The organism is Natrinema salifodinae, from assembly GCF_900110455.1.
Lineage (GTDB): Archaea > Halobacteriota > Halobacteria > Halobacteriales > Natrialbaceae > Natrinema > Natrinema salifodinae.
Genome location: NZ_FOIS01000001.1, coordinates 220289 through 244224 on the forward strand (window position 1 = coordinate 220289; position 23936 = coordinate 244224).

Consider the following 23936-nt stretch of genomic DNA (forward strand, 5'->3'; position numbering starts at 1 on the left):
CCGAACGCCGCTCTCGAAAAACGCACCCGAACGCGCCGAGCGTCGGCTATCGCCGAGCCGTGCTACGCCCGCGTTCGAAGCGTGAGGTTGTCGAACAGTATTCGGTTGTCCGCCGGCGACGAATTCGTACCGCCCCAGTAGACGGTAAACCAGTAGTCTTCGATCTTTAGCTCGGCCGTCTCCCGAAACCGAACATCCCGCCGGTCGTACGCCTTGTCCCCGTCTACCCATCCGGCGAGGATACCGTCGTCCTCTCCCGGCGCGTTCAAACGAATGTACTGGTCGATTCGGTGCCACTGTCCCTTCGAAAGGGACCGGTCCCAGTTGAATAAGTCGCCGAAATAATCGTCCATGTCGGCGTGATACACGTAGTAATCGAGCCCGATGGTATCGGACTCGCCGTTTCTGAATCCCATTCGTGCCGACCAGCCGTTCGTTCCGTTGGACCGTCTCCCGCCCCAGCCGGCGTTCTCGTAGGTTCCCGCCGGGCCGGGAAGTTTGCCGACCTGTCCCTCCGGATCGAACGATTCGGGGAAGTACACGTAGTAACTCGCCCAGAGCTCCTCCGGCTCCCAGGATAACTCGTTCGAGAAGCGGTAGTGAAGCGACGTTCCGTAGTGGGCTCCTTCCGGTATTTCGACGGAGAGCGAGCGTTCGTAGTAGGCTTCGTCCCTGATCAGGTCGACATTGCCGATCGGATCCTGCTCGGTGAACTGTCCCATCCACTCCCAATCGAGAAAATCGACGTAGAGGTCGGTGACCATCTCGACCCCTTCGGCTACCTCGACGTCCGCCGGCGGGACCACGGCCTCCGGCGGGTTGGCGTCTCCCGAAGCGTCGTCGACCGAATCGTCCGTCGGTATCGGACTATAGTTCCGTGCGACGGCAGCGAGACTGCCCGCGATAACGCCGCAAAAAGCCAGGATCCGCCGTCGTGTGACTTTCATAGTAGCGCCTCGACACGTATACTTTCGATTGGACACTCCTAAGCGACCAGCGAATAAATCGATTGTCCCCCTTGCTCAGCGGGCTCTCGTCCGATCGTCCCTCCTCTCGGAGAGACCGACTCGAAAAGGACGTGTCACGTATGGCGCGTCCCCGCCACCGCATTCGATTGCAGCGGTCGCGAGGCGGACGTCTACACGGCCATCGCCGCGGGACGAAGTGACCTCTCGGTGACGCGCTCCGCTACAGGATCTCGCCCTGCTCGGCCCAACACTGGTACTCGTCGGTGTAGAGCCGGTACGTCTGGTTCGGCGTTCCGTTCCCGCCGTGGTACGTGTCGTGCCAGAACGAGTACACGGACAGGTCGTCGGTGTCCCGCCAGCGCCAGCCGTCGGACTCGTACTCGAGTTCTCCGTCGACCCACCCTTTCAGTACGCCGTCGTTCCGGCCAGGCGTGTTCAGATCGATGTACTGGTCGATCTGATACCACTGACCGAGCGAAAGCGTCGTTCCCCACGTCTCGTAGGTTCCCCACCAGTCGGGTTGATCGACGTGGTAGACGTAGTATCCCGGTTCGACGCCGCCACTCGCGGGATGATACGAGCCGCGCGCCGACCAGCCGTTGTATCCGTTAGGTTCCGTCGTCCCCGCCAGGTTTCTGTCCGGATCACCGCTGAAACCGGGCGCCTTACAGTCGTCCGTCGGCGCCGTGTTCTCTCCGAAGTAGATCCAGTAGCGCTGGTGGAGTTCGTCCGGTTCGTAGCCGATCGCTCCGCTCATTTCGATCTGTCCCGCGCCGCCGTAATGCGATCCCGCCTGGATTTCGGTCTCGAGTGCGGTCCCGGAGCCGTCGGGTCGCGTCGGAGACGAAACCGCGCTCATCGTCTGTTGTTCCCACCCGTTATCGAACGCCTGGATACCGGAGTCGAACGTCTCGATGAAGTCGGGCGACGGATCGTCGGTCGAAGTCGACTCCTCTATCCACTCGTTCGGGTTCGGTCGGTCGTTGAGGAACAGGTCGCCGTCGGTCACCGCTGTTCCGTTCTGCTCGACCCACATCGCCTCAGTATCCTCGATCCAAACGGCGACGACCTCCCCGGTGACGGCGAACGCATCGCCGAACCCTTCACCAGTAGCGCCACCGGCGTGAATCACACCGTCACTGCTCTCGTCGATGAAGTCTCGGTCCGGCCACGTTCCGCCTTCGATCGCCTGGCCGGTCGGCGATTCGGCTCCCGCGTCGGTGAACTCCACCGCGAGTCCCTCCGCGTCACGCCGGACGACGAACTCGTAGGAGATGGACCGGGCGCTTTCCTCGGTGACGAACGACCAGAGCGACGCCTGGTCGGAGTCGGCGGCTGCGACCGAGCCGGCAGCGAGCGGGATCGAACCCGCCCCGATCAGTTTCAAGACCGATCGGCGGTTGAAATCGTCCGGTCGGGCGCGCTGGTGACGTTGCCCGGGCGTTTCACGACCGCTGTTTCTCTCCGTACCCATACAATCAGGTCGTGATGAACTATGAAATAACCTGAGAAACACATGTTAAGATTTTTTAAGCCGAGGTGACTGTCACGTGACGAATCTCGAACGTCGTCCAGCACCGGACCCTGCGTGGACGTCGTCGGATCCGAATCCGGTCGTCACTGCCGTTCGATCGGCCGTCAGTTCACAGAAATTGACGCTAGCTTTTTCTATGCTCTCGATGTCGGGGAACAGCGCTCGAAAAACCGTACCATGTCTTTGACCGTTACCGTCATCGATACTATCGAAGAAGCAAACCGAAATCAGTGGAATCACGTCGTCGAGCAATCCGACATCGGCACCGTCTACCACCGATACGAATGGTTGCGAGCCATCGAATACGGGACCCCACACAACCCGAGACACCTCCTGGTCTCGAAGAAGGACAATCCGATCGCTCTCTTCCCGAATTTCCTCGTCGGCGGCAACCGGCTACCGTTTCACCATCTCGAATCTATCGCACGTGGACCAGGCGGACCGATCGCGACGACCGAAGAGGAAACGGCCGTCCAACTACTCCTCGAGGCGGTCCCTGACGCGTGTAATGGGACGGTTATCTCGAATCAAATTCGGACGTGTGGGCAGGACTACGCGCGGTATCACGGTATATTCGAAGAAAACGGGTACAAACAGAAACTCACGGACTGCGACTTCAAACTCGATATCACCCGAGAGTGGGAGGACATTCTCGCCGAAATGGCTAGTTCGAGGCGCCGTGCGATCAGGCAAGGCCACGAGAACGATTTCGAGATCGTCGACAAAGAGATCACCACTCAAACGATGTCGGAGTTCTACGACGGATTCGTATCGGTGATGGACCGCGTCGGCGGAGACCGTCCTCCGCGTCGGTTTTTCCTCGAACTAACCGAGTTCGCCGAGCGGGTCAAGGTGCTCTCGCTGTACGCGGACGGGGCGGAACGGGGCTCGATACTCCTGCTCCTGAACGACGAAGCGAAGATGATTCGGTATCAGGAGTCCGCGGTCGAGGAGGAACACTTCGAATACAACGCATCGGAGTTACTCCACGAACACGCGATCAAGTGGGGCCGTCGAAACGGATACGAGACGTACGACTTCGGCGGGACGGATTTGGACTTCCGGGACGGGCTGTTCCGCTTCAAGGAAAAGTTCGGAGCCCAGCCGGTCCCGGCACTGGTCTGGGAACGCGGTTGTTCGACGCCAGCGTGGCCCGCATATCGGATCGGTCGCCGTCTCTACCAACGACTCCATGCATGAGGCGTAACCTGCCGCTCGGAGATGGAAATCACAGCAAGGAACGAGAAAATAGTGGCGGGGAGACACTCAAACTCCTCGATTTGTAGTGATATCCATCTCCGAGAGACGGTTCCGTTCGGTCGCACGGAGCCGATACGGAGACTGATCGATTGGACAATACCCAATCATGTTCTTTATTTGCAGCCCATGGTTCACTCACTGGGCCCTATTACTTCCAGAAACACGACCTATAACCGATTACGGTGCATGGTATCCACAACCCCTCCAGAAGATTGACGACGGGCTAGCCGATAGGGACTGACGGTACGATGGCCTCCATTTCGTTCAACGAAGAGAGCGCGTTCGATTCGTTCTCCGAGCGGTTTCACGACGAACATGTGTCGATCGTCACGGGCCCCGAGCCCAAATCCGACGCAGAATCGACCTCGTGTGAAGTATTCTTCCCGGCGGGATCACATTACGGTGCCGACCTCAGTTATGAGGTTCAAAACGAGGCCGAATCGGAGCCAGAATCGATGTACGCATCGTACTGGCTGTACCTCGACGAAACGTTCCAGCCGGCAACCGACGGGAAGCTTCCCGGGTTCGCCGGACGGTACGCGAATACGGACCGCGAAGGAGGGTGGGGAAGTCGAGTCACTACCGGGACGAACGGTTGGTCGGCCCGCGGCGTCTTCGACGCACCCGACGGGAACGGCGAGATTCCGATCGGCAACTACGTCTACCACGTCGGTATGGATTCGTACGGAACGCACGCGTGGTGGGACGTCTCCCTCGAAACGGGCCGCTGGTACAAGATCGATCAGTACATCGAACTGAACACGCCGGGGGAGAACGACGGCGTGCTACAGGGGTGGGTCAACCAAAACCGCGTGTACAACAGTTCCGACTGGCGCTGGCGCGACACGGACGAAATCGGAATTCAGGAATTCTGGTGTAATTTCTATCACGGGAACGACGATCCAGCACCGCAGGATATGACCCTCTACATGGACAGGCTCCACCTCCGCAACGAATCGGACTCATCGTAGATCGGCGAGCCGGTCGATCGCGCCGTCCCCTCCGCTCGCGTTCCCGTGTCCGGTTTCGGGCCGACGGCGTCGACTACCGGTGACGGCGAATGCGAAAGTGGAAGGACTCGCCTACTGTGACGCTACCGCCGCCCGAATCCGACCGTCTCGGTCTAATTCTGTTGGTCCTTTCTCAGCCGACCGCGGATGGCTCGAACGTAGCCGAGCCCCGGCATTCCGTCGGCAATCCACAGCGCGGCGACGACCGCTCCGACTGCGAGTTCGATCGAACTGAAATAGACGGCCGGTGGCCAGATAGACGGTCGAGAGCCGTATTCGGGCGATGCCAGCAGAGGCCAGACCAGAAACGTTATCCACTCCGCTCCGCCCCGAAGAGCGAACGCGGAATCGGCGAAAAGGTGCGAGAAGTACCCGACAGCGAACCCGTCGCCATCGGCCGGTCGATTCCGGCGTCGAAACCAGAACTCGACGAGTAAAACGAGCGGGAGAGCGAACACAACCGAGTGACCGAGCGAACGGCCCGTCGGCAACACACCGAGTGACCAGGCCAACGGTTTATCGATCAGGTCCGGGAGTTGGGTAGCGAAGAGCAGCCAGACCATCGACGAGTCCGTCGGAACGTCGCGGTGCCATGCCCGTCGGCACAGCGAGAACGCCAGGTAGCCGACCGCGGCGTGGCCCGGAGGAAGCATCGGGGTCGCTACGACGCGTGGTGAAGTATAGTTATTCGACTCAGTAGTCGGACCGATACCGACGCTACGGCGGGTACTGCCGTATCGACGGGACGTGGTGACGTCCGGACGTCGAAGAATGTGAAAACCGCGTAACTGCGGCGGCTGAATGAGCGATTCCGGCTGTCACAGCGGTCCGAATTCGATCGGACGTCGGAGACAGCGCCTTACGCGCCGGCCCAGACGTTCGTCGAGGAGACGGACGTGAACTGCACGTTCTCGTTCTCCTGCATCGTGACCTGCGAGCTGCCGGCGCTGCCGCCGTCTTCGGCGACGGCAACCGCGGCGTGTTGCTCGTTCAGGTTCTCCTGGGAGATGACCTGGGACTGCTGGATCGCCACGCTCGCCTGCTGTTCGATGTCGCTCGACTGCGTCGCGTCACTGTCGTAATCGTACGACAGGCCAGGCGTGTCAGCGTCGGTGTTGCCGTCGACGGTGACGGTCGTACTCGAGGTCCGGATGACGTCGTCGGTGACGTAGTCCGGGCTCGCGTAGACGTTGAGCGCGTCGGCGTAGGCGACCTGAGCGTTGTAGTTCTGCTGGTAGGCCAGCTGGATGGCGGTCGACTCACTGCCGTTCAGCGCGATGGCCATGGCAGTGTTTTGCAGGTTGATGTTCTGCTGTTCGACCTCTTGACCCTGAGCCACGCCGGCGGTCGCGGTCTGCTCACCGTCGATGTCGTCTTGCTTCTTGTCCTTCTTGTCGTGGCCGTTCGTCTCGGTCTCGGTCGAGAGGATCTCGCCGCTGACGTCACCGGCGGTGGCGACGTTCATCCCCGGGACCGACGCCATCAGGTTCGTGGCCTCCGCACTCCCGAGCTGCTGGTTGAGGTTGCTCTGGTCAGTGAACTGGATCGCCGTCGCGGTGCTGTTCTCGCCGACCGCGATGGCGACGGCACCGCCCTGTTCGTTGATGTTCGCCTGCTCGACGTCCTGGGTCTGTTCGACCAGCGCTTCAGAGCTCTGCGCCGGGCTGCTATCGCCCTTCTTGTGCTTCTTGTGGCCAAACTCGCCGTCGCCGAGATAGACGTTGGACGCGTTGGCGACGCCTTCCTGCAGGTTCTCGTTGCGCTGGTAGGACTGCTGGAGGGCGGTCGCATCGCTGTCGTTGACCGCGAGCGCGAAGGCGGTGGTCTGGTTGTTGTAGTTGACCTGACCGACTTCCTGCGCCTGCGCCACCGCGGCGACGGACTCCTGTGCGGTCTTGATCTTGTCGCCCTTCTTGTCCCCGACCGCCCAGCCGTCGAACTGCTGGTCGCCGCCGTCGCCAATGATGATGTTGACGTCGCCGACGTTCTCGAACTGGGTCTGGGCGTTCTGGTCTACGGCGGACGCCTCAGCGGACTGTGCGTTGTCGTTGTACTGGTTCGCCTCTTGGACGGCGGTCGCTTCGCCGCCGTCGATCGAGATCGACACTGCGGTGCCCTGCTCGTTGAGGTTGACCTGGTCGACGTCCTGGTACTGAATGACCTCAGTGGCGGCACTGTCCGTGTCGCCCGCGTGCTCTTTAACATACTCTTCGAGTGACTGCCCGCCGAGGTCGGCACCGAAGACCAGGTACAGGTCTTCACCGTTTTCGAGCGCGTGGACTGTACCTGCGTCATACTCACCTTCGCCCCCCGCGGCAGCTGCCGGGACGCCGGCGGCTACCATCGACAGGGCAACCATACATGCTAGAAGAACGGTCGTCATTCGTGACCGTCTCGTCGTGTCGTTTGTCATTGATCGGTTGATCGATATCGTGATGGTCGTTCGTTTCTGAATCTGTGCGACGCAAACCAGCCTATCCGTATGAGAGACTTTGTTATCGACAGGTTGGCAGCAGTATGAATCGGCCTATGAATCAGAAGGGTTTCACTTACAGCGAGAAACTGGTGACTTCGCGGGTTATTCGCGGCTGCCACTGCCGCGACCAAAAGGAACTTGTAATGGACTTATCCAGCTGGTGTATTTTCACTGTAAAAAGAGATCGAAAGGTTTCGATTCGAGGAACAGTTTCAGTGTCGAATTGAGGGATTAGGTTCGCGTAGGTTGGTGTCAACCGAGCCACATTGGATATTTCGGTGACGGGAGCGCCGTCAGGACACGATGAAACTGCAGGCGGAAGGTCAATAGGATTATCGAAACGGCAACAAGTCCCCGGCTACAACAGCTGAATGATCTCTCTGAGAAGATAAGCAGTCTCATCAAGCGATCTAATGGCGCGATTCGGTTCGAAACCGTTTGCTGGGTTCAAATGGGTTACCGCCAACAGTAGCGACCGGGCAACGCGCCACAGCGGGGAGTGACCGGGGAGGTCACGGCTGCCTCGCACAGAGCGACGGACATCGCTGCTCGCGGAGCCGAACTCCGCGAGGGGCACTCCCCGTCGTGGTTCCACGCGCGCTGCCCGATGACGACACGGTGACCGAAGCTATGAAGCGCGCAATCACACTCGCACTGACGGTAGCACTGATCGGTGGCCTCGCGTTCATGGGGGCTGCTGGAACTGTAGCGGCACAGGACAACGGGAACGAATCCGTAACCGAAATTGAGGACGAAACCGAAGCCGAAGCCACACTGGGCGATCAGACGATCGACCAAGACGTCACCCAGGACGCGAACGCGAACACCGACATCAACGTCGACCAAAATAACCGGAACTCGCAGTCCCTAGAGACGTTCTCGGTCAGCGCCTCCGGTGGTTCGGACAAGGGCCACGGCCACGGCACGGCCCCGTCAGCCACGTTCCAGAACCAGAACGTCGACCAGGATAACACGGCCAACGTCGAGGACGTGACCACGACCGCCGAGAACAACGCTAACCTCAACGCCAGCACCGAAGGAGACGCCAACGCCACCGCCGTGGACGCGGATGGAGAGGGCGATGCTGTCGATGATGGTGGCGATGGTGATGGTACTGATAGTGCACTTATCGACGCTCTGAACCGCATCGCTGTGGCGATCGAGGCCTTCCCTCAGACCTAACTGTTCCGGATAGAGCTTGACCCTTCCCTTGGAATAGTTTTTTTAGATAAAGGTCCCCGATAGACGATGCAGCACACCGAATAGCTCGGATGAGTGACGTGTGTCCGACCGGCAGGCACGCCGAGTTCCTCAACGTCGTCGGATCGACCTGACGTCGGTCTTGATCACGGACGGACTTGAAACGGAAGGCAGTCGTTATCCCGCCCGTCAGCCACTCTCACGCAGCCGGGCGTCGATGTGCCGGGGCACGCCCGTCCAGACATTCCCAATAGCTCACACGGAACATAATAATCATCATATGAACGGCGATGCTGGCGCACACCACCACGTATCCAGTCTCCGGAACGGTGACCGCGTGTGACCTGCCCGTCGACGACGGCGACGATACTGACGACACTGACGGCAGTAACGACGTTGATGACACCGACAATGGCAACGACGGTGACAGCGCTGACGACGGAGACTCCGAGAACGAAATCGTCGACGAGACGGAACTCAGCGAATCGATCGAGGGGACGGTCGACCTGATAGAGAACACGGAAAGCGGCAACGTGATCCCATCGTCGAGGTGCTAATCGCAACGTACCACGGTGAGGGGTTCGCTTTCCGATCGATCACGGACACGCCACGCGACGTATGACGTGCGACGTGTCTTCTCGAAAGGCGACTCAAGCAGTCACCGCACTATCGGCTACTCCGCCGTGCGGTCGGACCGGGCAGCCGTTTCCGCCCGTTCCAGGACGGCCCGAGTCGGGAGCGACGTTTCCCGTGCCACCGCTTCGGCGTCGTCGTACTCCGCGCTCACGTCGTAGACCCGGCCGTCGGAATCGCTCGCGATCTTGACCGTGACCTCGTACTCGTCGCCGTCGATCTCTACCGTGACGGTCTCGAACTCCCGGTCGGCGATCCAGCGGTGGGTCACGCCCGCGTCCCGAACGCCCAGGGTGCCCGTCTCCTCGGCCAATCTTCGCGCGACGCGCTCGCGGTCCGCGGGTTTGCAGATGACCTTCACCAGGTGGCCCGGGCGGGACTTCTTCATCATCGCGGGGAGAATCGAAACGTCGCGCGCGCCCGCGTCCGCGAGAGTCTCCTGCAGACCGCCCAGCACTTCGGGCGTCGCGTCGTCGAGGTTGGTCTCGAGAACCGCGATGTCGTCTTTCGCGAGCGCGCCCTCGTCCTCGGTCGTGCCGACCATCGCGCGGAGGACGTTCGGGTGGGGATCGAGGTCGTACCCGCCCGCGCCGTACCCCGACCCCTCGAGCGAGAGCGTCGGAAGGGCATCGACGCCGTCGGCGACGTGGCCCAGGATCGCCGCGCCGGTGGGCGTGAGCAGTTCCGCATCGACGGGCCCGCCGCGCAGGGACCAGGCGGCCCGCTCGGCGATTTCGACGACCGCGGGCGTGGGGACGGGGTACTCGCCGTGGCTCATCGAGACCGTGCCGCCGCCGGTCGACAGCGGCGTGGTCACAACTCGATCCGGATCGAGGTCGTGGAGTAAGGCGGCGGCGCCGACCACGTCCGCGATCGCGTCGTCGGCACCGACCTCGTGGAAGTGAATCTCCTCGAGGGACTCGCCGTGGACGCTGGCCTCGGCTTCGCCGAGCAGTTCGAAGATCGCGAGCGCGTCGCGTTCGACCGCGGGGTCGAGGGCCATGTCCTGAACGATCTCGCGGACCTCGAGATAGCTGCGGTGGGGACCGTGGCCCTCGGCGTGGACGGCGTCTTCCCCCTGATGCTCGTGTTCGTGGTCGTGGTCGTGATCGTGAGTATGGTCGTGACCGTGGCTGTAGCCGTGGGCTCCGTGCTCGTGATCCGAATCGTCGTGCGCGTGCTCGTGCGAGTGGCCGTGGTCGTGCCCCTCGCAGGTCCCGTCGGCCGTTCCTTCGCCGCCCCCGCCGTCCTCGCCGTCCTCGTCGTCGGTCAGGAACACGTCGACCGTCGTCGCCGCAATGGCGCTCTTTTCGACCTCGTCGATCCGGTACTCCACGTCGAGGGCGTCGGTCACGGGTTCGAGGGCCGCCGGATCGGCCCCGGCATCGAGGAGCGCGGCCAGGATCATGTCGCCGCTGGCGCCCATCCGACCGTCGAAGGCGAGGAGTCGCATACGAACGACCCGGAGCGGAAGACGCAAAAAGCCACCTCTCCTAGCCCACCCGGGCGAGACGCGATAGGATCAAAACCCACCGAGGCCGGTACATCTTTGTAGCGTCCGGTCTCACCTACGTGTGATAGCTACTAGCACAGGTCCCTGACCTGGGTTAGCAAAAAACCTATCCGCTCACGAATCGGAGTCAATCACATCGCCGTCCATCCCTGAAAGCATTCAATCATGAACGAAGTCCAACTGGAGGTTGCGAAGGCGTACCCGAACGATTCGGGTCGTGGTATCGCCCGTCTCGACCCGGACACGCTGTTGCATCTGAAGCTCAGTCCGGGCGACATCATCGAGATCGAGGGTGCAGACACCACCGCCGCGAAGGTCTGGCGCGCAGACCGGCAGGACTGGAACACCGACACCGTCCGCATCGACGGCTTCACCCGACAGAACGCCGACGTCGGCATCGGCGAACGCGTCACCATCCGCAAGGCCGAAGCGACGAAAGCCGACAAGCTGGTGCTGGCCCCGCCGGAGGAGGCGTCGGTTCAGTTCGGCTCCGACGCCGCCGGCATGGTGAAACGCCAGATCCTGAAGCGCCCGGTCGTCGGCCGCGACATCGTCCCCGTCATGTCCTCGACGAACCACCCGTTCATGCGGTCGCCCGGCCAGGCGATCCCGCTGATCGCCGTCGAGACCGAGCCCGAGGGGGTCGTCCTGATCACCGAGGATACCGACGTCGAACTCCGCGAGGAGCCGATCTCGGGCTTCGAGAAGACCGGGGGCGGCATCACCTACGAGGACATCGGCGGCCTGCAAAACGAGATCCAGCGGGTCCGGGAGATGGTCGAACTCCCGATGAAGCACCCGCAGATCTTCAAGAAGCTCGGCATCGAGCCGCCACAGGGCGTCTTGCTGCACGGCCCGCCGGGCACCGGGAAGACGCTGCTCGCGAAGGCCGTCGCCAACGAGACCTCCGCCAGTTTCTTCTCTATCGCCGGACCGGAGATCATCTCGAAGTACTACGGCGAATCCGAACAGCAGTTACGCGAGATCTTCGAGGACGCCACCGAGGAGTCGCCCTCGATCATCTTCATCGACGAACTCGACTCGATCGCCCCCAAGCGGGAGGACGTCACCGGCGAGGTCGAGCGCCGCGTCGTCGCCCAACTGCTGACCATGATGGACGGCCTCGAGTCGCGCGGTCAGGTCATCGTCATCGCGGCGACCAACCGCGTCGACTCGGTCGACCCCGCGCTGCGTCGCCCCGGTCGGTTCGACCGCGAGATCGAGATCGGCGTCCCCGACGAGACGGGCCGCGAGGAGATCCTCCAGATCCACACCCGCGGCATGCCCCTCTCGGACGACGTCAACCTCGGCCACCTGGCCGACGAGACCCACGGCTTCGTCGGCGCCGACATCGAGAGTCTGACGAAGGAGGCCGCGATGAAGGCGCTCCGACGCTACTTGCCGGAGATCGATCTCGACGAGGAGGACATCCCGCCGAGCCTGATCGACCGGATGATCGTCAAGCGCGAGGACTTCCGCGGCGCCTTGAACGAGGTCGAACCCTCGGCGATGCGGGAGGTGCTGGTCGAACTCCCGAAAATCTCCTGGGACGACGTCGGCGGCCTGCAAGATGCCAAAGACCAGGTCAAGGAGTCCGTCGAGTGGCCGCTGTCGAACCCCGAACGGTTCGACCGGCTCGGCATCGATCCGCCGGCCGGCGTCCTCCTGTACGGCCCGCCCGGCACCGGGAAGACGCTGATGGCCAAGGCCGTCGCCAACGAGACCAACGCCAACTTCATCTCCGTGCGCGGCCCGCAACTGCTCTCGAAGTGGGTCGGCGAATCGGAGAAGGCCATCCGCCAGACCTTCCGCAAGGCCCGCCAGGTCTCGCCGACGGTCATCTTCTTCGACGAGCTCGACGCGCTCGCGCCGGGCCGCGGCGGTGAAGTCGGCTCGAACGTCTCCGAGCGGGTCGTCAACCAGCTCCTGACCGAACTCGACGGGCTCGAGGAGATGGAGAACGTGATGGTCATCGGCGCGACCAACCGGCCGGACATGATCGACCCCGCGCTCTTGCGCTCCGGCCGGTTCGACCGCCTGGTCATGATCGGCGAGCCCGACGTCGAGGGCCGCGAGCGGATCCTCGATATCCACACCCAGGACACGCCGCTGGCCGCGGACGTCACGCTGCGCGAGATCGCCGAGATCACCGACGGCTACGTCGGCAGCGACCTCGAGTCGATCGCCCGCGAGGCGGCCATCGAGGCCCTGCGCGAGGACGAGGAGGCCGACGTCGTCGAGATGCGCCACTTCCGCCAGGCCATGGAGAACGTCCGCCCGACGATCACGGACGACATCCTCGACTACTACGAGCAGATCGAAGAGGAGTTCCGCGGCGGCGCCAGCGGCGGGCCGGACCCGACCGGCCGCCGCGGCAGCCGGATCGGCTTCCAGTAGCCGCGATCGTCACGTTCGATTGAGCATGCGGATCAGCTCTATTTTTCGTCGCCGAACGCATCCCGGACGTTTTCGGAAGTAGAATTAGCAGTAGCTTGAGCGACCACGTCCCGATATTCGCTGACAGCTTCACTATCGGGATGAACGTGCCCATGAAGATTCTTGCGGACCGCGAGATCGGATCACTCAGTCGAATTCGGTGCATCCGAACTATCTCGTGTCCGTATTCTCTCGAGCCGCATCGAAGTGACGTCGCTCGATGCTGACCTCGTCGGCCTGTTCGTTCGCCGTCTCGGGGCCGTGCTCGGCGGCGACCTCGCGGATCGCCCACATCGAGGCGTCCCTGACCAGGGCCTCGATGTCCGCGCCCGTGTACCCCTCGAGTTCGGCCGCGAGGGTGTCGATATCGACGTCGTCGGCGAGCGGTTTGCCGTCGGCGTGGACCGCGAGAATCTTCTCCCGCGCCTCGCGGTCGGGTTCGTCGACGAAGACGTGGGTGTCGAGCCGCCCTGGTCGCAACAGTGCGGGGTCGATGTGGTCCTTCCGGTTGGTCGCGGCCAGGACGACCAGGTTGGGATTCTCCCGCATCCCGTCAAGTTCGGTCAGCAGCTGGGAGACGACCCGCTCGGTGACCTCGTGGCCCTCGCCGCGGGCGGCCGTGATCGCGTCGATCTCGTCGAAGAAGACGATCGACGGGGCCGCCTGGCGGGCGCGCTCGAAGACCTCCCGAATCGCCTTCTCGCTCTCGCCGACGTAGCGGTCGACGATCTCGGGGCCGTCGACGCGGACGAAGTTGACGTCCGTTTCGCCCGCGAGTGCGCGTGCGAGCAGCGTCTTCCCGGTTCCCGGGGGGCCGTACAGGAGGACACCGGAGGGCGGCGCGGTGTTGGTCTCCTCGAAGAGCCGATCGTAGGTGAGGGGCCACTCGACCGATTCCCGGAGCGTCTGTTTCGCGTCGTCTAAGCCGCCGACGTCGGAGAAGTCGGTGGACGGCGACTCGGCGACGTACTCGCGCATGGCCGAGGGTTCGACGGACGCGAGCGCGGCGTCGAAGTGGGTCTTTCGCACTGTCGGCTCGCGGTTCCATTCGCGGCGCTCGTCGGCGTCGGTCGGCCGATCGCGGATGGCGGCCATCGCGGCCTCGCTCGCGACGGCGTCCAGATCCGCGCCGACGAAGCCGTGGGTTCGCCGCGCGATCGCGTCGACGTCGACGTCGTCGGCCAGCGGCATGCCGCGGGTATGGACTTCGAGGATCTCCCGGCGGCCCTCCTTGTCGGGGACGCCGATCTGGATCTCGCGATCGAAGCGGCCGCCTCGGCGGAGCGCGGGATCGATGGCATCGACGCGGTTGGTCGCGCCGATGACGATCACCTCGCCGCGGGCGTCGAGGCCGTCCATCAGGGTCAGCAGTTGGCCGACGATCCGGTTTTCGGCGTCGCCCTCGTCGTCGCGCGTGCCGGCGATCGAGTCGATCTCGTCAAAGAAGATGATCGTCGGCGCCTCCTCGCGGGCTTTCTCGAAGGTTCGCCGGAGCTGCTCCTCCGACTCGCCTTTATACTTCGACATGATCTCCGGACCGGAGATCGTCTCGAAGCGAGCGTCGACCTCGTTGGCGACCGCGCGCGCGATCAGCGTCTTCCCGGTCCCCGGCGGCCCGTACAGCAACACGCCGGAGGGAGGTTCGACGCCGAGTCGCCGGAACAGGTCCGGCTCCGAGAGGGGGAGTTCGATCATCTCCCGGACGAGTTCGAGTTCCTCGTCCAGGCCGCCGATGTCCTCGTAGGTGATGCCGGAGCTCGGGGCCGGCTCCTCGGCCGTTCCCGTGGGTCCGACACCGGAGCCGGAACCGGCACTGGAACCGGATTCGGCGTCCGGTCCGCCCACCCCCGTCGAGCCACCGCCGCGATCACTGGACCCGGCTCCGGCTCCGGTTCCCGCTCCCCCCTCGCTTCGCGAACTCGCCTGGCCGCCCGCTCCCCCCGTCCCCCCGGCATCGACGATCCGGATCGTCGTCGCGCTCGTGATGCGGACGTCGCCGTCGGGGTCCGTGTCGGTGACCCGGAACGGCTGGTGGTCGAACCCCTCGATCCGGACCTGTTCGCCGGCCCGCACTGGTCGGTTGCGCAGCTTCTCGGTCGCCTCGCGCTCGGCCGCCTGGCGCTGTTGCTCGGCGAGGCTCGGCGGTGCGACCAGCGTGACCCGGTCGGCGTCGCTGATGGTGGATTTGTCCTTCGCGCGGACGGTGACCGCGTCGCCGACGTGGACGCCGGCGTTCGCGCGGGTGTCCCCGTCGATCTGGACGGCGTCGTCCGGGATCGAGGGATCGGCGGGCCACATCTTGGCGACGGTCGTCTCTGCGCCCTCGATCACGACGGCGTCGCCGCTCAGGATGCCGAGTTGGCGCCGCGCTGGCTCGGGGATCCGCGCGACGCCCCGACCCGCGTCTCCCTTTTCGGCAGCACGCACCGACAGCGTCACGCCGTCCGATTCCGACGAACTCATACCCGTTCCTTTCGCGCCAGTCGCCTTGAGAATTGTCCCGTCGAGTCCCGCATCGAGTCACGCGACTCAGAGGGCGTTCGCGAGGAGTCGATCGATGCCGCGGCGGATCCGTTCGGACGCCGACGGCGCCGAAATTCCCAGTTCGTCGGCGACCACCTCGGTCGAGGCCTCGCGCGGGACCGCGAAGTACCCCGCCTCGCGAGCCGCGATCAGGGCCTCGTACTGCTTGCAGGTGAGTCCGAACGGCGGGTCGTCGGACGACGGGTCGCGGGTGAGCCGTTCGAGTTTGAACGACGCGCCGCGGTCGGTACAGAACGCGCGGTACGACGCGAGCGCCTCCCGGTCCGGAAACCGCGCCCGCCCCCACCAGCCGTCGACGGTGACGATTCCGCTCAGGGGCGTCGCTCCCAGTTCGACGTACGTCCGGTAGATCGGCAGCGGCGGATCGCGGAGTCCGATCCGGTACAGCGCGTCGCCGTCGCCGTTGGCGTCGTCGACCGTCGCGTACGTCTCGACCGTTGGATCAGCCGCCAACGCCTCGTCGAACCCGTCGGGCTCCTCGAGCGCTCGACAGAGGACGATCGGCCGATCCGGATCGACGACCAGAATCCGTTCGATAGCGAGCGTCGTCTCCGGAACCGCCGCCACGGTGTCCGTTAGCGGCAGCTCCGTCGATTGCAGTCGGAACTCCGCGATGATGGCCATGGGTAGATTTCACCTCGAATGTACTTAAACACCCTAACGCATGAGAGACAGGCACATCGGCACACGTCGCATACGTCCGGGTGACCATGGGAACCGATGGCCAGCCCGCGATGCAACTCGACTCGACGGCGCGTCCGTACCGATACTACCGCAACGCGGTCGAGAAACACTGGGATCCCCACGAGATCGACCTCGAGGCGGACCGCGACGGCGTCGCCGACCTCCCGGACCCAGCGTTCGAGGGGCTCAAGCGCTCGCTCGCGCTGTTCGGCGCCGGCGAGGAGTCAGTGACCGAGGACCTCGCGCCGCTTTCGGTCGTCCTCGACGACATCGCCGACCAGCTGTTCATCACGACGCAACTGTACGAGGAATCGAAGCACACCGACTTCTTCGACCGGTACTGGCGCGCGGTGATCCACCCCGAAGCGGACCGGCGCGGCCAGGCGCGCTCGTCGCCGACCGACGAGCGGTGGTTCAACGAACCGTACGACGAACTGTTCGCGCGCAACGAGCGCGCGATGGCGCGGCTCCTCGAGGCCGACACCCCGGCGAACCGCGCGCGAGCCCACTGTCACTACCACCTGACGATCGAGGGGATCCTCGCCCAGACCGGCTACTACGGGCTCACCCTCGCGTACGGCGAGGATGAACCGGACTTGCCCAATCTGCCGGGCCTGGTCGAGGGACTCAAACTGATCCGCAGCGACGAGGGCCGCCACGTCGGCTTCGGCATGGCGAAACTCAAGTCGCTCGTGATGGCCGACGAGGTCGATCCCGACCTCCTCCGCGAGACGGTCGACGACCTGGTCCCGCTCGTCCAAGAGAGCCTGACCGGCGACGACGGTGCCAGTACCGAGGAGGGGCCCGGCCCGAGCCCGTCCGACCTGACCGGGTATGCAGCCGCGAAACACGAACAGCGAATGCGACAGATCACCACCGCGAGCGAGAAGATTCCGGACGTCGAGGAGCTAACCGAACTCGACGCGTAGCGACGGCGTACCGTCGCTCACCGGAGAAACGCCTTTTGTCGTTCGTGTCCGATTCACTACTATGGTCGTCCAAACCGAGCGCGACGACGCCACCTGGTACGAGTGCGAGACCTGCGGGCTGCTCTTCGACGAGCAGTCGGACGCGAGCGAGCACGAAAAGCGGTGCGACGGCTCCGATCCGACCTACATTCAGTAACGGGATTCGCCCGGCCGATCACCCGAGTCGCTCGCGGTGCTCGGCTGCGAGGTCGCGCGCCTGGTCGAGCGTGTGGGTCTCCGACCAGCGAACGCGGTCGCCGTCGCCGTAGGCCAGCGCACTTTTGAGTTCGTCACGGAGGACGCCGTGGTCGACCGCGACCACCGTCCCCGACTCGTCGCCCAGTTCGTAGACGCCTGGCCGGTCCGGAGCGGCGGCGATTGCGTCCCGGTCGAGGTCGCGCCAGGGCTTTTGGAGGGGCATCAGACTCCCTCGGCGTCCTCGGAGTCGCCTGCGCCGGTTTCGTCACCGGCGCCGGCGTCGCGGTCGCGCTCGACGAGTTCGTAGGCGTGCTCGCTCAGTTCGTCCTCGGCGAAGACGAACACGCGCCCGTCGACGACCGAGAGGTCCGCCTCGACGCGGATCGAATAGGCCTCGGTCGCGACGGTGACGCCGGGGAACAGCTCCTCCTCGTCGTTGCGCTCGAGCATCACCCGTCCGACGCCGGTCGTCTCGAGGATGTCGTCGTGGGTGTTCCGGTCGTTGACGTAGGTCATGACGCCCTCGACGCCGTCGGGGTCGGTGACCAGGACGTGGACCTCCTTGCCTGGCGGGGTCGCTACCGACTCCTCGACGGGTTTCGGCGGGCCGTGATAGAAGACCTCCCGTCCGTCGAGGTACTGGACGACGACGCCACCGTCGACGAGATCGACGCCGATCGTGCTGGGGGCGACGTTGTTGCGCGCGCTCATTGCCCGGCAGTTCGGTCGGATCGGGGAAAAGGGGTGCGTTCTCCCAACGGTCGCACGCCGCGGGGTGGGATTCGGACGACCCGTGTCGACGAGTTGCGCGGATCGTCAGCCGTAAGTAGCCGGTCTGAGAGTATTCGGTATGGACGGCCGTGCTGTCGCCCCCGCAGCCGGGACGGTGCTCAACGCGCTCGCGACCGGCACCGGGTCGGCGTTTGCGATCGACCTCGAGACGACGGCGACCGTCGAGCTCACCGACGACGGCGAGGTCGTCGGTGAGGTCGCCGGCCAGCCCGAGGCCGACACGACGCTCGTCGAGCGCTGTGCCGAACTGACGATCGACGAGTACGCCGACACGGCCGGGTTGGATGAGCCCGATGTAGGCGCTCGTATCGAGACCGAAAGCGAGGTTCCGATGGCCTCGGGACTGAAGAGTTCCAGCGCCGCGGCCAACGCGACCGTACTCGCGACGCTCGACGCCCTCGAGGTCGCCGACGCGGTCGAACGAATCGAAGCCTGTCGGCTCGGCGTGCGGGCTGCCCGCGATGCCGGCGTGACGGTGACCGGCGCGTTCGACGACGCCAGCGCGAGCATGCTCGGCGGCGTGACGGTAACCGACAACACGAGCGACACGTTGCTCGCCCGTGAGGAAATCGACTGGCAGGCGCTGGTTTACACGCCCCCGGAACGGTCCTACAGCGCCGACGCCGACGTCTCAGCCTGCGAACGCATCGCGCCGATGGCCGATCTCGTCGAAGAACTCGCGCTCGACGGCCGCTACGGCGAGGCCATGACCGTCAACGGTTTCGTCTTCTGTGGCGCGCTGGGATTCCCGACGGGTCCGATGATCGACGCCCTCCCCGACGTGACCGGCGTTTCGCTGTCCGGAACCGGGCCGAGCTACGTCGCCGTCGGGGAGCGGGAGACCCTCGAGACGGTGCGAGACCGGTGGGACGAACGCGACGGAACGACACGATTACTGCGGACGCGAACGGACGGTACACGAACGACCAGACCATGACTCGAGAGCCAACGATCGACACGAACACGAGCCCCGAGGTGGCGACCGACGGCGGCACCGACGAGGAGCGACGCACGCCGGACGAGATGAATCTCGACGAACTCCGCGAGGAGATCCGATCGATCGATCAGGAGATCGTCGAACTGATCGCCCAGCGAACCTACGTCGCGGACACCATCGCGGCGGTCAAGGAAGAGCAGGAGCTGCCGACCACCGACGAGAAACAGGAACAACAGGTGATGGAGCGGGCCGGCGAGAACGCCGAACAGTTCGACGTCGACGCGAACCTGGTCAAGGCGATCTTCCGGCTATTGATCGAACTGAACAAGGTCGAGCAACGCGAGAATCGGTAGCACGCGATAGAGATATTGCACGTCATTCATCAGCCGGTTCTAGCGGGACTCGTTCCACCTCGATGTCTTCGTAGTCTTTCTCCGATGAGAGCACGTTCAGCGTCCGTGTTTCTGCAGTCGCGGCGTGGAACGCATCGAACGCCGTCATTCCCTCGTCGTAGTAGTTGACGGCCTTCAGAACGATTTGTCGTTCTTCCTCGTCCCGGACAGGGACGAGTTCGAGCAGATTTGCCACGAGTGGGACGTAATCGAACTCGTACCGTTCTCGGGCGAGAAGGAGTTCGAGATAGGAGAAGGCCGACGTTTCTACGTCGTACTCGTCGAGTGCTTCTTCTGCTGATTGCTGCAACCAGTCCGAGTCTTTGACGAGTGCGAGTAAAAAGTTGGTTTCAACGTAGACCGTCATCTATCGTCTCCTTTCTCACGAGCCTCTGCTTTCGCTTCTGCTTCGATGTCCGCACGAATATCATCGACGGACGCGTCACGTAACTCGCCTGCCGCTTCGCGGACTGCAGCGAGCGGGTCGTCTGCAACCGGAACGAGTTCGATTCTGTCCTCGTACGTGACGATGTGGTACTTCTCGCCGTATTTTTCTCGTACGTCTTTGGGGATGTACAGCCTCCCCTGCCCGTCCGTTTCTGCTGACATAGATATGACTATGGTACCATAGACAAAGAATCTTACCACCAGCAGGGAACCAATGGTACAGTCATCAGTGTTTAATCTGTTTGCACATTGGATATTGTCTATCTGAACAAGGTCGAGCAGCGGGACAAGAGATAGCGCTAAATGGATTTCTGAGCGCGTATTTCACCAGATAACCGATCAGAAGTTTTCCGGTTGCTGTTCAGTTAGTTCGCGTCGGTTGGGAAAACGACGGGCAATGGCGGGAGTTCGAGCAGTGGACCAATACTACGTGCGAACTGAATGACGGTGGCTTATTTGCTCCGAAGGTCGCGGAGTTTCTCACGACCGGGGGCAATCAACTCGTCGAGATAGTCCGCTACCGTCTCTTTTGCGTCTGTTGGATGAAGTTCTTCAGTTTCGAGAGCCGACGCGAGATCATCGAAACACTCGTACGTGCGATTTCCGCCGTACCTTTCGGACCGTCTCACGGTCACTGACTCGAAGCGCGGAAACACGTAATACTCGAACAACTGAAGGACAGGGTTCTCACGGTCCTCTTCAGGATCACGAGTCGGGGGACAAAATGCCGACTCGATCTTCCGCTTCAGATCTACAGTGGAGTCTTCCATCGAGATTGTCGTCCCCTCGCTCGACGACATCTTTCCCTCGCCGGTTTCGAGATCGGCGAGGATGGGCGTGTGTAAACACGGTCGCGTCTCGTATCCCAGTTCCGGCAGTTTTTCCCGGGCGAGCATGTGTACTTTCCGTTGATCGGTTCCACCGACAGCGAGGTCGATGCCGAGGAACTCCAAATCGAGTACCTGCATCAACGGATACACCGTATGGCTCACCGTTGCGGTTTCGTCGCTTTGGAGTTCGGCAACCGCTCGCTGGGCACGGTTGAGCGTCGTCGAGACAGCGAGTTCGTAAAGATCGAGCGAATAGTACGCTTCGAGTTGGAAGTCGGACCCGTAGACGTATTCGACCTTGTCTTCGTCGAGGCCGTATGCGACGAACTGTGCTTTCATTCGTTCCGCCATCTCGTGTATTTCATCGAAACTACCCTTGTCGTTGAGATGTGCATGAACGTCTGCTAACAGAACGACGACGTTCATTCCAGCTTCCTGAAGGTCGATGAGCTTGTTCGCCGTCAGGAGGTGGCCGAGATGAAGGACGCCAGACGGTTCGTAGCCGACGTAGACTCGTTTGTCTGCCGGATTATCGGCAAGTTTACGTACCTCTTGCTCGGTGACGACTTCCGCCGTATTCTGGGTAAGTAACTCGTAGGTATTCATACCGATTACAGCCCCGCTGATTCGGAAATCTTCATATCATCCAACGCGTCAATCACAGACGCCAGATCATCGTTTAGCGTCTCGACGAATTGCTGGGCGTGATCTGTCGTCGTTGCACCTGCTGAACACGGTTCGATGAGGTCTTCTTCCTCAAGAACGCGCAGCGAGTACCGAACCTTGTGGTGCGGGAGATCAGTCCGGTCAGATAGTTCGACGATGCCAATTGGTTCGGCCTGCCAAACGAGTACGAATACCGCTAAATGCCGAGTGAGAACGTCGATCTCTTTGTCAAGGCGGTCAATTATGGTTTGTTCGACCATACCATCTTATCCTATTCACCGAGAGCATATAAAATAGTTTAAGGTATGATATGATGTCTCCATTACCAAATGCTATTCTACCACATGACGTCCAAACCGCCGGATGTGGTACCTCTACTGAACGCTAGGTATCAAATTCATCATACGTATGGGAGAGTAGTGAGCAGATAGCCGTTTTGCTGTTCTCCACCGTGTGGATCGGTTCGAGGAAAGCCACACTCGTGGATTCGTCTCTTCACTGACCGCTTCGGCGTCTCAGTCTATTCGACCGCCGTAGCGAAGAATTCCTTGACGATCGTTTCTTCAGCGCTGTGGAGTACGACGCTCGCCGTCGATTTGCTGACGTCAAGCGCAGCCGCGAGGTCAGTGAGCGAACACTGGCGTGGAGTATCGTAATACCCGCGTTCGATGGCTTCGGCCACGAACCTGCGTTGGCGGTCGGTTAAAAGGTCGGTCGAGTCGACCGACTGGATAACCCAGTTGACCTCGAACGCGAATCCGGTCTCTTCTAGCTCGTCTCTGAACTGCGACAGCCGGTCATGGGAGGTAGTGAGCTCACAGACAATCCAGCCGTCCTCGATAGTATACGGAAATTGTGGCAGATTGCCCGAGGCGAAGAGTGCGCGATACGGCGAAGGAACGAACGGCAGTTGGAACTGAAGCAAGACCGTCTGCTCGTCGGCGTGAAGGGCGTCGTAAGAGGGAACCCTTGATTGCGGCGCACTCTCGAACAGATCGAGAACGACCGCCGGATCTGCCAGCGTCGCTTCCAAGACGACGAGCAGTCCGTCCTCGGTTGGGTGGGCGCTCAGGATTCGAAACTCACCGTCCGGATAGTCGCTCGACAACCGGAACGGACCGCCACGCTGCGGTCCGGGTGGTTTGAATCGTACTCGCGCTCTGGGCATACGCTCTCCTACGGTGGTCACCCTTATCCACGTAGCTGCGAACATGTTGGCGTGAACGGCTACGACCAGGCCTCACCTCCACTGTTGTATGCGGTGACTTGATGAAAACGAAGCCGAGACCGGATCTGCCTTGCCAGCGCCGCGAAGCTGTTCGCGGAAGGCGTTCCGCGCGAGTGAATTACTACAAAATGCTCAACCGGGCATCAGGTTCGGCCGTTCGGTGGACGCCTGGCTTCTTTGAATCGTCCGTTCCGTAGTGTACGGAGAAGCTTCTTCGCCGATCGTCGATCCCGCAGTAGAACATGTTCGAGCGAACTCCCATTGCCACTATCCTCGTTCTATCCCCTATGGAACCGTCTAAGAGCGGAACGTCGAAGAGAACCTCGAACCACGGCGGGGCGGGCCCGTCCGATCAGGCCCGATGGACCGAGACGCTCCCGAGAACGATCCGCGTGTTGTTAGGGGTGGAAACGGTCTCCTTCTTCCTTGCCGCCACGGTCCACGCAGGTGTACTCGTCCGCGGGTACGAACATTCCGAAGCGCTGATCGCCGAGAGTGTACTCGGTGCTGTTCTACTCGGTGGCCTCCTGATGACCTGGGTCCGTCCGCGCTCGATGGTCACTGTTGCCGCTGGCGTGCAGGGATTCGCGCTCTTGGGGACGCTCATCGGTATCTGGACGATCATCGTCGGCGTCGGCCCTCGAACTGTTCCGGACATCGTGTACCACGTCGCCATCGCGCTCGTGCTGGTGGTCGGCCTTTGGGTAGCGTGGCGGGCCCGCGGAACTGAACCGGTCTGAACGACGAACGACGAATGACCACCCCTCGTAACCGAGGGAAGCCGATTTGGTCGTCTCTCGTCGACTGAACCAGGCTGTTGAACGGACCGGTGACCAGTCCGAAGCCGTCCACGGGTATTGCCATCCGACTGCCGCTGATCTAACTTCCGCCGCTCTCCATTATATACGGCTGAGCTACGGAACCCATATCCGCCTGTTTTCGTAGCTTCAGGCATATCTTTTAGCGGTATTGCTCCTCGTCGATCCGTCTCGTTGGAGATTCTCCATAGCAATTCCGAGATACATCTCGGGTTCGATGGGTGAGTTGCATTCATGCAACTTATCCCTCTTCAGTAACTATCAGCGATATACCCCACTCCCATTCTGTTCGATTGATTCGGATTGTCTGGCGCCACGAGTGCGTGGAGTAGGACCAGAGATTTCGTCAGCAGATGCACGAGTGAGACTAGACGGTCCTCTCAGAGCAAACCTGACCAGGCG

General features: G+C 62.4%; 24 protein-coding genes. 10 read left to right on the forward strand and 14 right to left on the reverse strand.

The features are described 5' to 3' along the window. Positions 1 to 62: 62 nt before the first annotated feature. Positions 63 to 947 (reverse strand): polysaccharide lyase, encoded by an 885-nt coding sequence (locus BMY29_RS00985; protein ID WP_049991004.1) that lies wholly within the window; start codon positions 945 to 947, stop codon positions 63 to 65. 241 nt (positions 948 to 1188) lie between these two features. After that, complete coding sequence (locus BMY29_RS00990; protein ID WP_143067636.1) at positions 1189 to 2442, reverse strand: polysaccharide lyase; 1254 nt, start codon at positions 2440 to 2442, stop codon at positions 1189 to 1191. Between the two features lie 237 nt (positions 2443 to 2679). Here BMY29_RS00990 and BMY29_RS00995 point away from each other — a divergent pair, with 237 nt between their 5' ends. Both BMY29_RS00995 and BMY29_RS01000 read left to right on the forward strand, forming a co-directional pair. Beyond that, positions 2680 to 3702, forward strand: coding sequence for a peptidoglycan bridge formation glycyltransferase FemA/FemB family protein (locus tag BMY29_RS00995; protein ID WP_049991002.1), 1023 nt, complete (start codon positions 2680 to 2682; stop codon positions 3700 to 3702). Positions 3703 to 4010: 308 nt separating this feature from the next. Beyond that, a complete protein-coding gene (locus tag BMY29_RS01000; RefSeq protein ID WP_049991001.1) occupies positions 4011 to 4733 on the forward strand; it encodes a polysaccharide lyase in 723 nt (240 codons plus the stop codon). A gap of 152 nt (positions 4734 to 4885) precedes the next feature. On the opposite strand, the gene BMY29_RS01005 is transcribed toward BMY29_RS01000, so the two are convergent. Both BMY29_RS01005 and BMY29_RS01010 read right to left on the reverse strand, forming a co-directional pair. After that, complete coding sequence (locus tag BMY29_RS01005) at positions 4886 to 5425, reverse strand: metal-dependent hydrolase (protein WP_049991000.1); 540 nt, start codon at positions 5423 to 5425, stop codon at positions 4886 to 4888. Between the two features lie 206 nt (positions 5426 to 5631). Next, a complete protein-coding gene (locus tag BMY29_RS01010) occupies positions 5632 to 7131 on the reverse strand; it encodes a hypothetical protein (RefSeq protein WP_173424930.1) in 1500 nt (499 codons plus the stop codon). 702 nt (positions 7132 to 7833) lie between these two features. Between BMY29_RS01010 and BMY29_RS01015 the strand changes: the two genes are divergently transcribed. Together BMY29_RS01015 and BMY29_RS01020 are read left to right on the forward strand one after the other, a co-directional pair. Continuing rightward, positions 7834 to 8430: a hypothetical protein gene (locus tag BMY29_RS01015; protein WP_177179242.1), complete on the forward strand. Its 597-nt coding sequence runs from the start codon at positions 7834 to 7836 to the stop codon at positions 8428 to 8430. Between the two features lie 308 nt (positions 8431 to 8738). After that, positions 8739 to 9005, forward strand: a complete 267-nt coding sequence (locus BMY29_RS01020; protein ID WP_049990997.1) for a hypothetical protein — start codon at positions 8739 to 8741, stop codon at positions 9003 to 9005. Positions 9006 to 9121: 116 nt separating this feature from the next. Here BMY29_RS01020 and larC read toward each other — a convergent pair whose 3' ends face one another. Beyond that, on the reverse strand, positions 9122 to 10534 hold the full coding sequence (gene larC, locus BMY29_RS01025) for a nickel pincer cofactor biosynthesis protein LarC (protein ID WP_049990996.1): 1413 nt from the start codon (positions 10532 to 10534) through the stop codon (positions 9122 to 9124). Positions 10535 to 10759: 225 nt separating this feature from the next. Between larC and BMY29_RS01030 the strand changes: the two genes are divergently transcribed. Further along, complete coding sequence (locus BMY29_RS01030) at positions 10760 to 12991, forward strand: CDC48 family AAA ATPase (RefSeq protein WP_049990995.1); 2232 nt, start codon at positions 10760 to 10762, stop codon at positions 12989 to 12991. A 210-nt stretch (positions 12992 to 13201) separates the two neighbouring features. Here BMY29_RS01030 and BMY29_RS01035 read toward each other — a convergent pair whose 3' ends face one another. Further along, on the reverse strand, positions 13202 to 15493 hold the full coding sequence (locus BMY29_RS01035) for an AAA family ATPase (protein ID WP_049990994.1): 2292 nt from the start codon (positions 15491 to 15493) through the stop codon (positions 13202 to 13204). Between the two features lie 66 nt (positions 15494 to 15559). Continuing rightward, positions 15560 to 16198, reverse strand: coding sequence for a helix-turn-helix domain-containing protein (locus BMY29_RS01040; RefSeq protein ID WP_049990993.1), 639 nt, complete (start codon positions 16196 to 16198; stop codon positions 15560 to 15562). 86 nt (positions 16199 to 16284) lie between these two features. Here BMY29_RS01040 and BMY29_RS01045 point away from each other — a divergent pair, with 86 nt between their 5' ends. Together BMY29_RS01045 and BMY29_RS21555 are read left to right on the forward strand one after the other, a co-directional pair. Further along, complete coding sequence (locus tag BMY29_RS01045) at positions 16285 to 17187, forward strand: ribonucleotide-diphosphate reductase subunit beta (RefSeq protein WP_049990992.1); 903 nt, start codon at positions 16285 to 16287, stop codon at positions 17185 to 17187. A gap of 61 nt (positions 17188 to 17248) precedes the next feature. Next, a complete protein-coding gene (locus BMY29_RS21555; protein WP_049990991.1) occupies positions 17249 to 17383 on the forward strand; it encodes a DUF7128 family protein in 135 nt (44 codons plus the stop codon). Between the two features lie 18 nt (positions 17384 to 17401). On the opposite strand, the gene BMY29_RS01050 is transcribed toward BMY29_RS21555, so the two are convergent. Next, positions 17402 to 17647 carry a DUF7508 domain-containing protein gene (locus tag BMY29_RS01050; protein ID WP_049990990.1) on the reverse strand — a complete coding sequence of 82 codons (246 nt, stop codon included), beginning with the start codon at positions 17645 to 17647 and terminating at the stop codon, positions 17402 to 17404. Beyond that, positions 17647 to 18135 carry a DUF5796 family protein gene (locus BMY29_RS01055; RefSeq protein WP_049990989.1) on the reverse strand — a complete coding sequence of 163 codons (489 nt, stop codon included), beginning with the start codon at positions 18133 to 18135 and terminating at the stop codon, positions 17647 to 17649. Before BMY29_RS01055 ends, BMY29_RS01050 begins: the two co-directional genes overlap by 1 nt. A 139-nt stretch (positions 18136 to 18274) precedes the next feature. Here BMY29_RS01055 and BMY29_RS01060 point away from each other — a divergent pair, with 139 nt between their 5' ends. Further along, positions 18275 to 19153 (forward strand): shikimate kinase, encoded by an 879-nt coding sequence (locus tag BMY29_RS01060; RefSeq protein ID WP_049990988.1) that lies wholly within the window; start codon positions 18275 to 18277, stop codon positions 19151 to 19153. After that, positions 19150 to 19506: a chorismate mutase gene (locus BMY29_RS01065; protein ID WP_049990987.1), complete on the forward strand. Its 357-nt coding sequence runs from the start codon at positions 19150 to 19152 to the stop codon at positions 19504 to 19506. The genes BMY29_RS01060 and BMY29_RS01065 overlap by 4 nt, the downstream gene beginning before the upstream one ends. 22 nt (positions 19507 to 19528) lie before the next feature. Here the strand turns inward: BMY29_RS01065 and BMY29_RS01070 are convergent, their stop codons facing one another. The 5 genes from BMY29_RS01070 to BMY29_RS01090 all read right to left on the reverse strand — a co-directional run bounded on the left by BMY29_RS01070 (position 19529) and on the right by BMY29_RS01090 (position 22656). Continuing rightward, the gene (locus tag BMY29_RS01070; protein WP_049990986.1) at positions 19529 to 19912 is read right to left on the reverse strand and encodes a PIN domain-containing protein; all 384 of its coding nucleotides are present in this window, start codon (positions 19910 to 19912) and stop codon (positions 19529 to 19531) included. Then, positions 19909 to 20154 carry a hypothetical protein gene (locus tag BMY29_RS01075; protein ID WP_049923550.1) on the reverse strand — a complete coding sequence of 82 codons (246 nt, stop codon included), beginning with the start codon at positions 20152 to 20154 and terminating at the stop codon, positions 19909 to 19911. Before BMY29_RS01075 ends, BMY29_RS01070 begins: the two co-directional genes overlap by 4 nt. Positions 20155 to 20444: 290 nt before the next feature. Beyond that, positions 20445 to 21428, reverse strand: a complete 984-nt coding sequence (locus tag BMY29_RS01080) for a tyrosine--tRNA ligase (RefSeq protein ID WP_049990985.1) — start codon at positions 21426 to 21428, stop codon at positions 20445 to 20447. A gap of 5 nt (positions 21429 to 21433) precedes the next feature. Continuing rightward, positions 21434 to 21733: a hypothetical protein gene (locus tag BMY29_RS01085; RefSeq protein ID WP_049991047.1), complete on the reverse strand. Its 300-nt coding sequence runs from the start codon at positions 21731 to 21733 to the stop codon at positions 21434 to 21436. 275 nt (positions 21734 to 22008) lie between these two features. Further along, positions 22009 to 22656, reverse strand: a complete 648-nt coding sequence (locus BMY29_RS01090; RefSeq protein ID WP_074854598.1) for a helix-turn-helix domain-containing protein — start codon at positions 22654 to 22656, stop codon at positions 22009 to 22011. 302 nt (positions 22657 to 22958) lie between these two features. Between BMY29_RS01090 and BMY29_RS01095 the strand changes: the two genes are divergently transcribed. Next, entirely contained in the window at positions 22959 to 23456 is a 498-nt protein-coding gene (locus BMY29_RS01095) for a hypothetical protein (protein ID WP_206539064.1), read from the forward strand. Positions 23457 to 23936: the final 480 nt, after the last annotated feature.

Bases quoted from the DNA above. Each gene is read 5' to 3' on its own strand.
- BMY29_RS01070 (WP_049990986.1), bottom strand. From the start codon at position 19,912: ATGACGGTCTACGTTGAAACCAACTTTTTACTCGCACTCGTCAAAGAC.
- BMY29_RS00990 (WP_143067636.1), bottom strand. From the start codon at position 2,442: ATGGGTACGGAGAGAAACAGCGGTCGTGAAACGCCCGGGCAACGTCAC.
- BMY29_RS01010 (WP_173424930.1), bottom strand. From the start codon at position 7,131: ATGGTTGCCCTGTCGATGGTAGCCGCCGGCGTCCCGGCAGCTGCCGCG.
- BMY29_RS00995 (WP_049991002.1), top strand. From the start codon at position 2,680: ATGTCTTTGACCGTTACCGTCATCGATACTATCGAAGAAGCAAACCGA.
- BMY29_RS00985 (WP_049991004.1), bottom strand. From the start codon at position 947: ATGAAAGTCACACGACGGCGGATCCTGGCTTTTTGCGGCGTTATCGCG.
- BMY29_RS01060 (WP_049990988.1), top strand. From the start codon at position 18,275: ATGGACGGCCGTGCTGTCGCCCCCGCAGCCGGGACGGTGCTCAACGCG.
- BMY29_RS01065 (WP_049990987.1), top strand. From the start codon at position 19,150: ATGACTCGAGAGCCAACGATCGACACGAACACGAGCCCCGAGGTGGCG.
- BMY29_RS01090 (WP_074854598.1), bottom strand. From the start codon at position 22,656: ATGCCCAGAGCGCGAGTACGATTCAAACCACCCGGACCGCAGCGTGGC.
- BMY29_RS01045 (WP_049990992.1), top strand. From the start codon at position 16,285: ATGGGAACCGATGGCCAGCCCGCGATGCAACTCGACTCGACGGCGCGT.
- BMY29_RS01005 (WP_049991000.1), bottom strand. From the start codon at position 5,425: ATGCTTCCTCCGGGCCACGCCGCGGTCGGCTACCTGGCGTTCTCGCTG.
- BMY29_RS01050 (WP_049990990.1), bottom strand. From the start codon at position 17,647: ATGCCCCTCCAAAAGCCCTGGCGCGACCTCGACCGGGACGCAATCGCC.
- BMY29_RS01030 (WP_049990995.1), top strand. From the start codon at position 10,760: ATGAACGAAGTCCAACTGGAGGTTGCGAAGGCGTACCCGAACGATTCG.
- BMY29_RS01095 (WP_206539064.1), top strand. From the start codon at position 22,959: ATGTTCGAGCGAACTCCCATTGCCACTATCCTCGTTCTATCCCCTATG.
- BMY29_RS01000 (WP_049991001.1), top strand. From the start codon at position 4,011: ATGGCCTCCATTTCGTTCAACGAAGAGAGCGCGTTCGATTCGTTCTCC.
- BMY29_RS01080 (WP_049990985.1), bottom strand. From the start codon at position 21,428: ATGAATACCTACGAGTTACTTACCCAGAATACGGCGGAAGTCGTCACC.
- BMY29_RS01075 (WP_049923550.1), bottom strand. From the start codon at position 20,154: ATGTCAGCAGAAACGGACGGGCAGGGGAGGCTGTACATCCCCAAAGAC.
- BMY29_RS21555 (WP_049990991.1), top strand. From the start codon at position 17,249: ATGGTCGTCCAAACCGAGCGCGACGACGCCACCTGGTACGAGTGCGAG.
- BMY29_RS01040 (WP_049990993.1), bottom strand. From the start codon at position 16,198: ATGGCCATCATCGCGGAGTTCCGACTGCAATCGACGGAGCTGCCGCTA.
- BMY29_RS01035 (WP_049990994.1), bottom strand. From the start codon at position 15,493: ATGAGTTCGTCGGAATCGGACGGCGTGACGCTGTCGGTGCGTGCTGCC.
- larC (WP_049990996.1), bottom strand. From the start codon at position 10,534: ATGCGACTCCTCGCCTTCGACGGTCGGATGGGCGCCAGCGGCGACATG.
- BMY29_RS01020 (WP_049990997.1), top strand. From the start codon at position 8,739: ATGCTGGCGCACACCACCACGTATCCAGTCTCCGGAACGGTGACCGCG.
- BMY29_RS01055 (WP_049990989.1), bottom strand. From the start codon at position 18,135: ATGAGCGCGCGCAACAACGTCGCCCCCAGCACGATCGGCGTCGATCTC.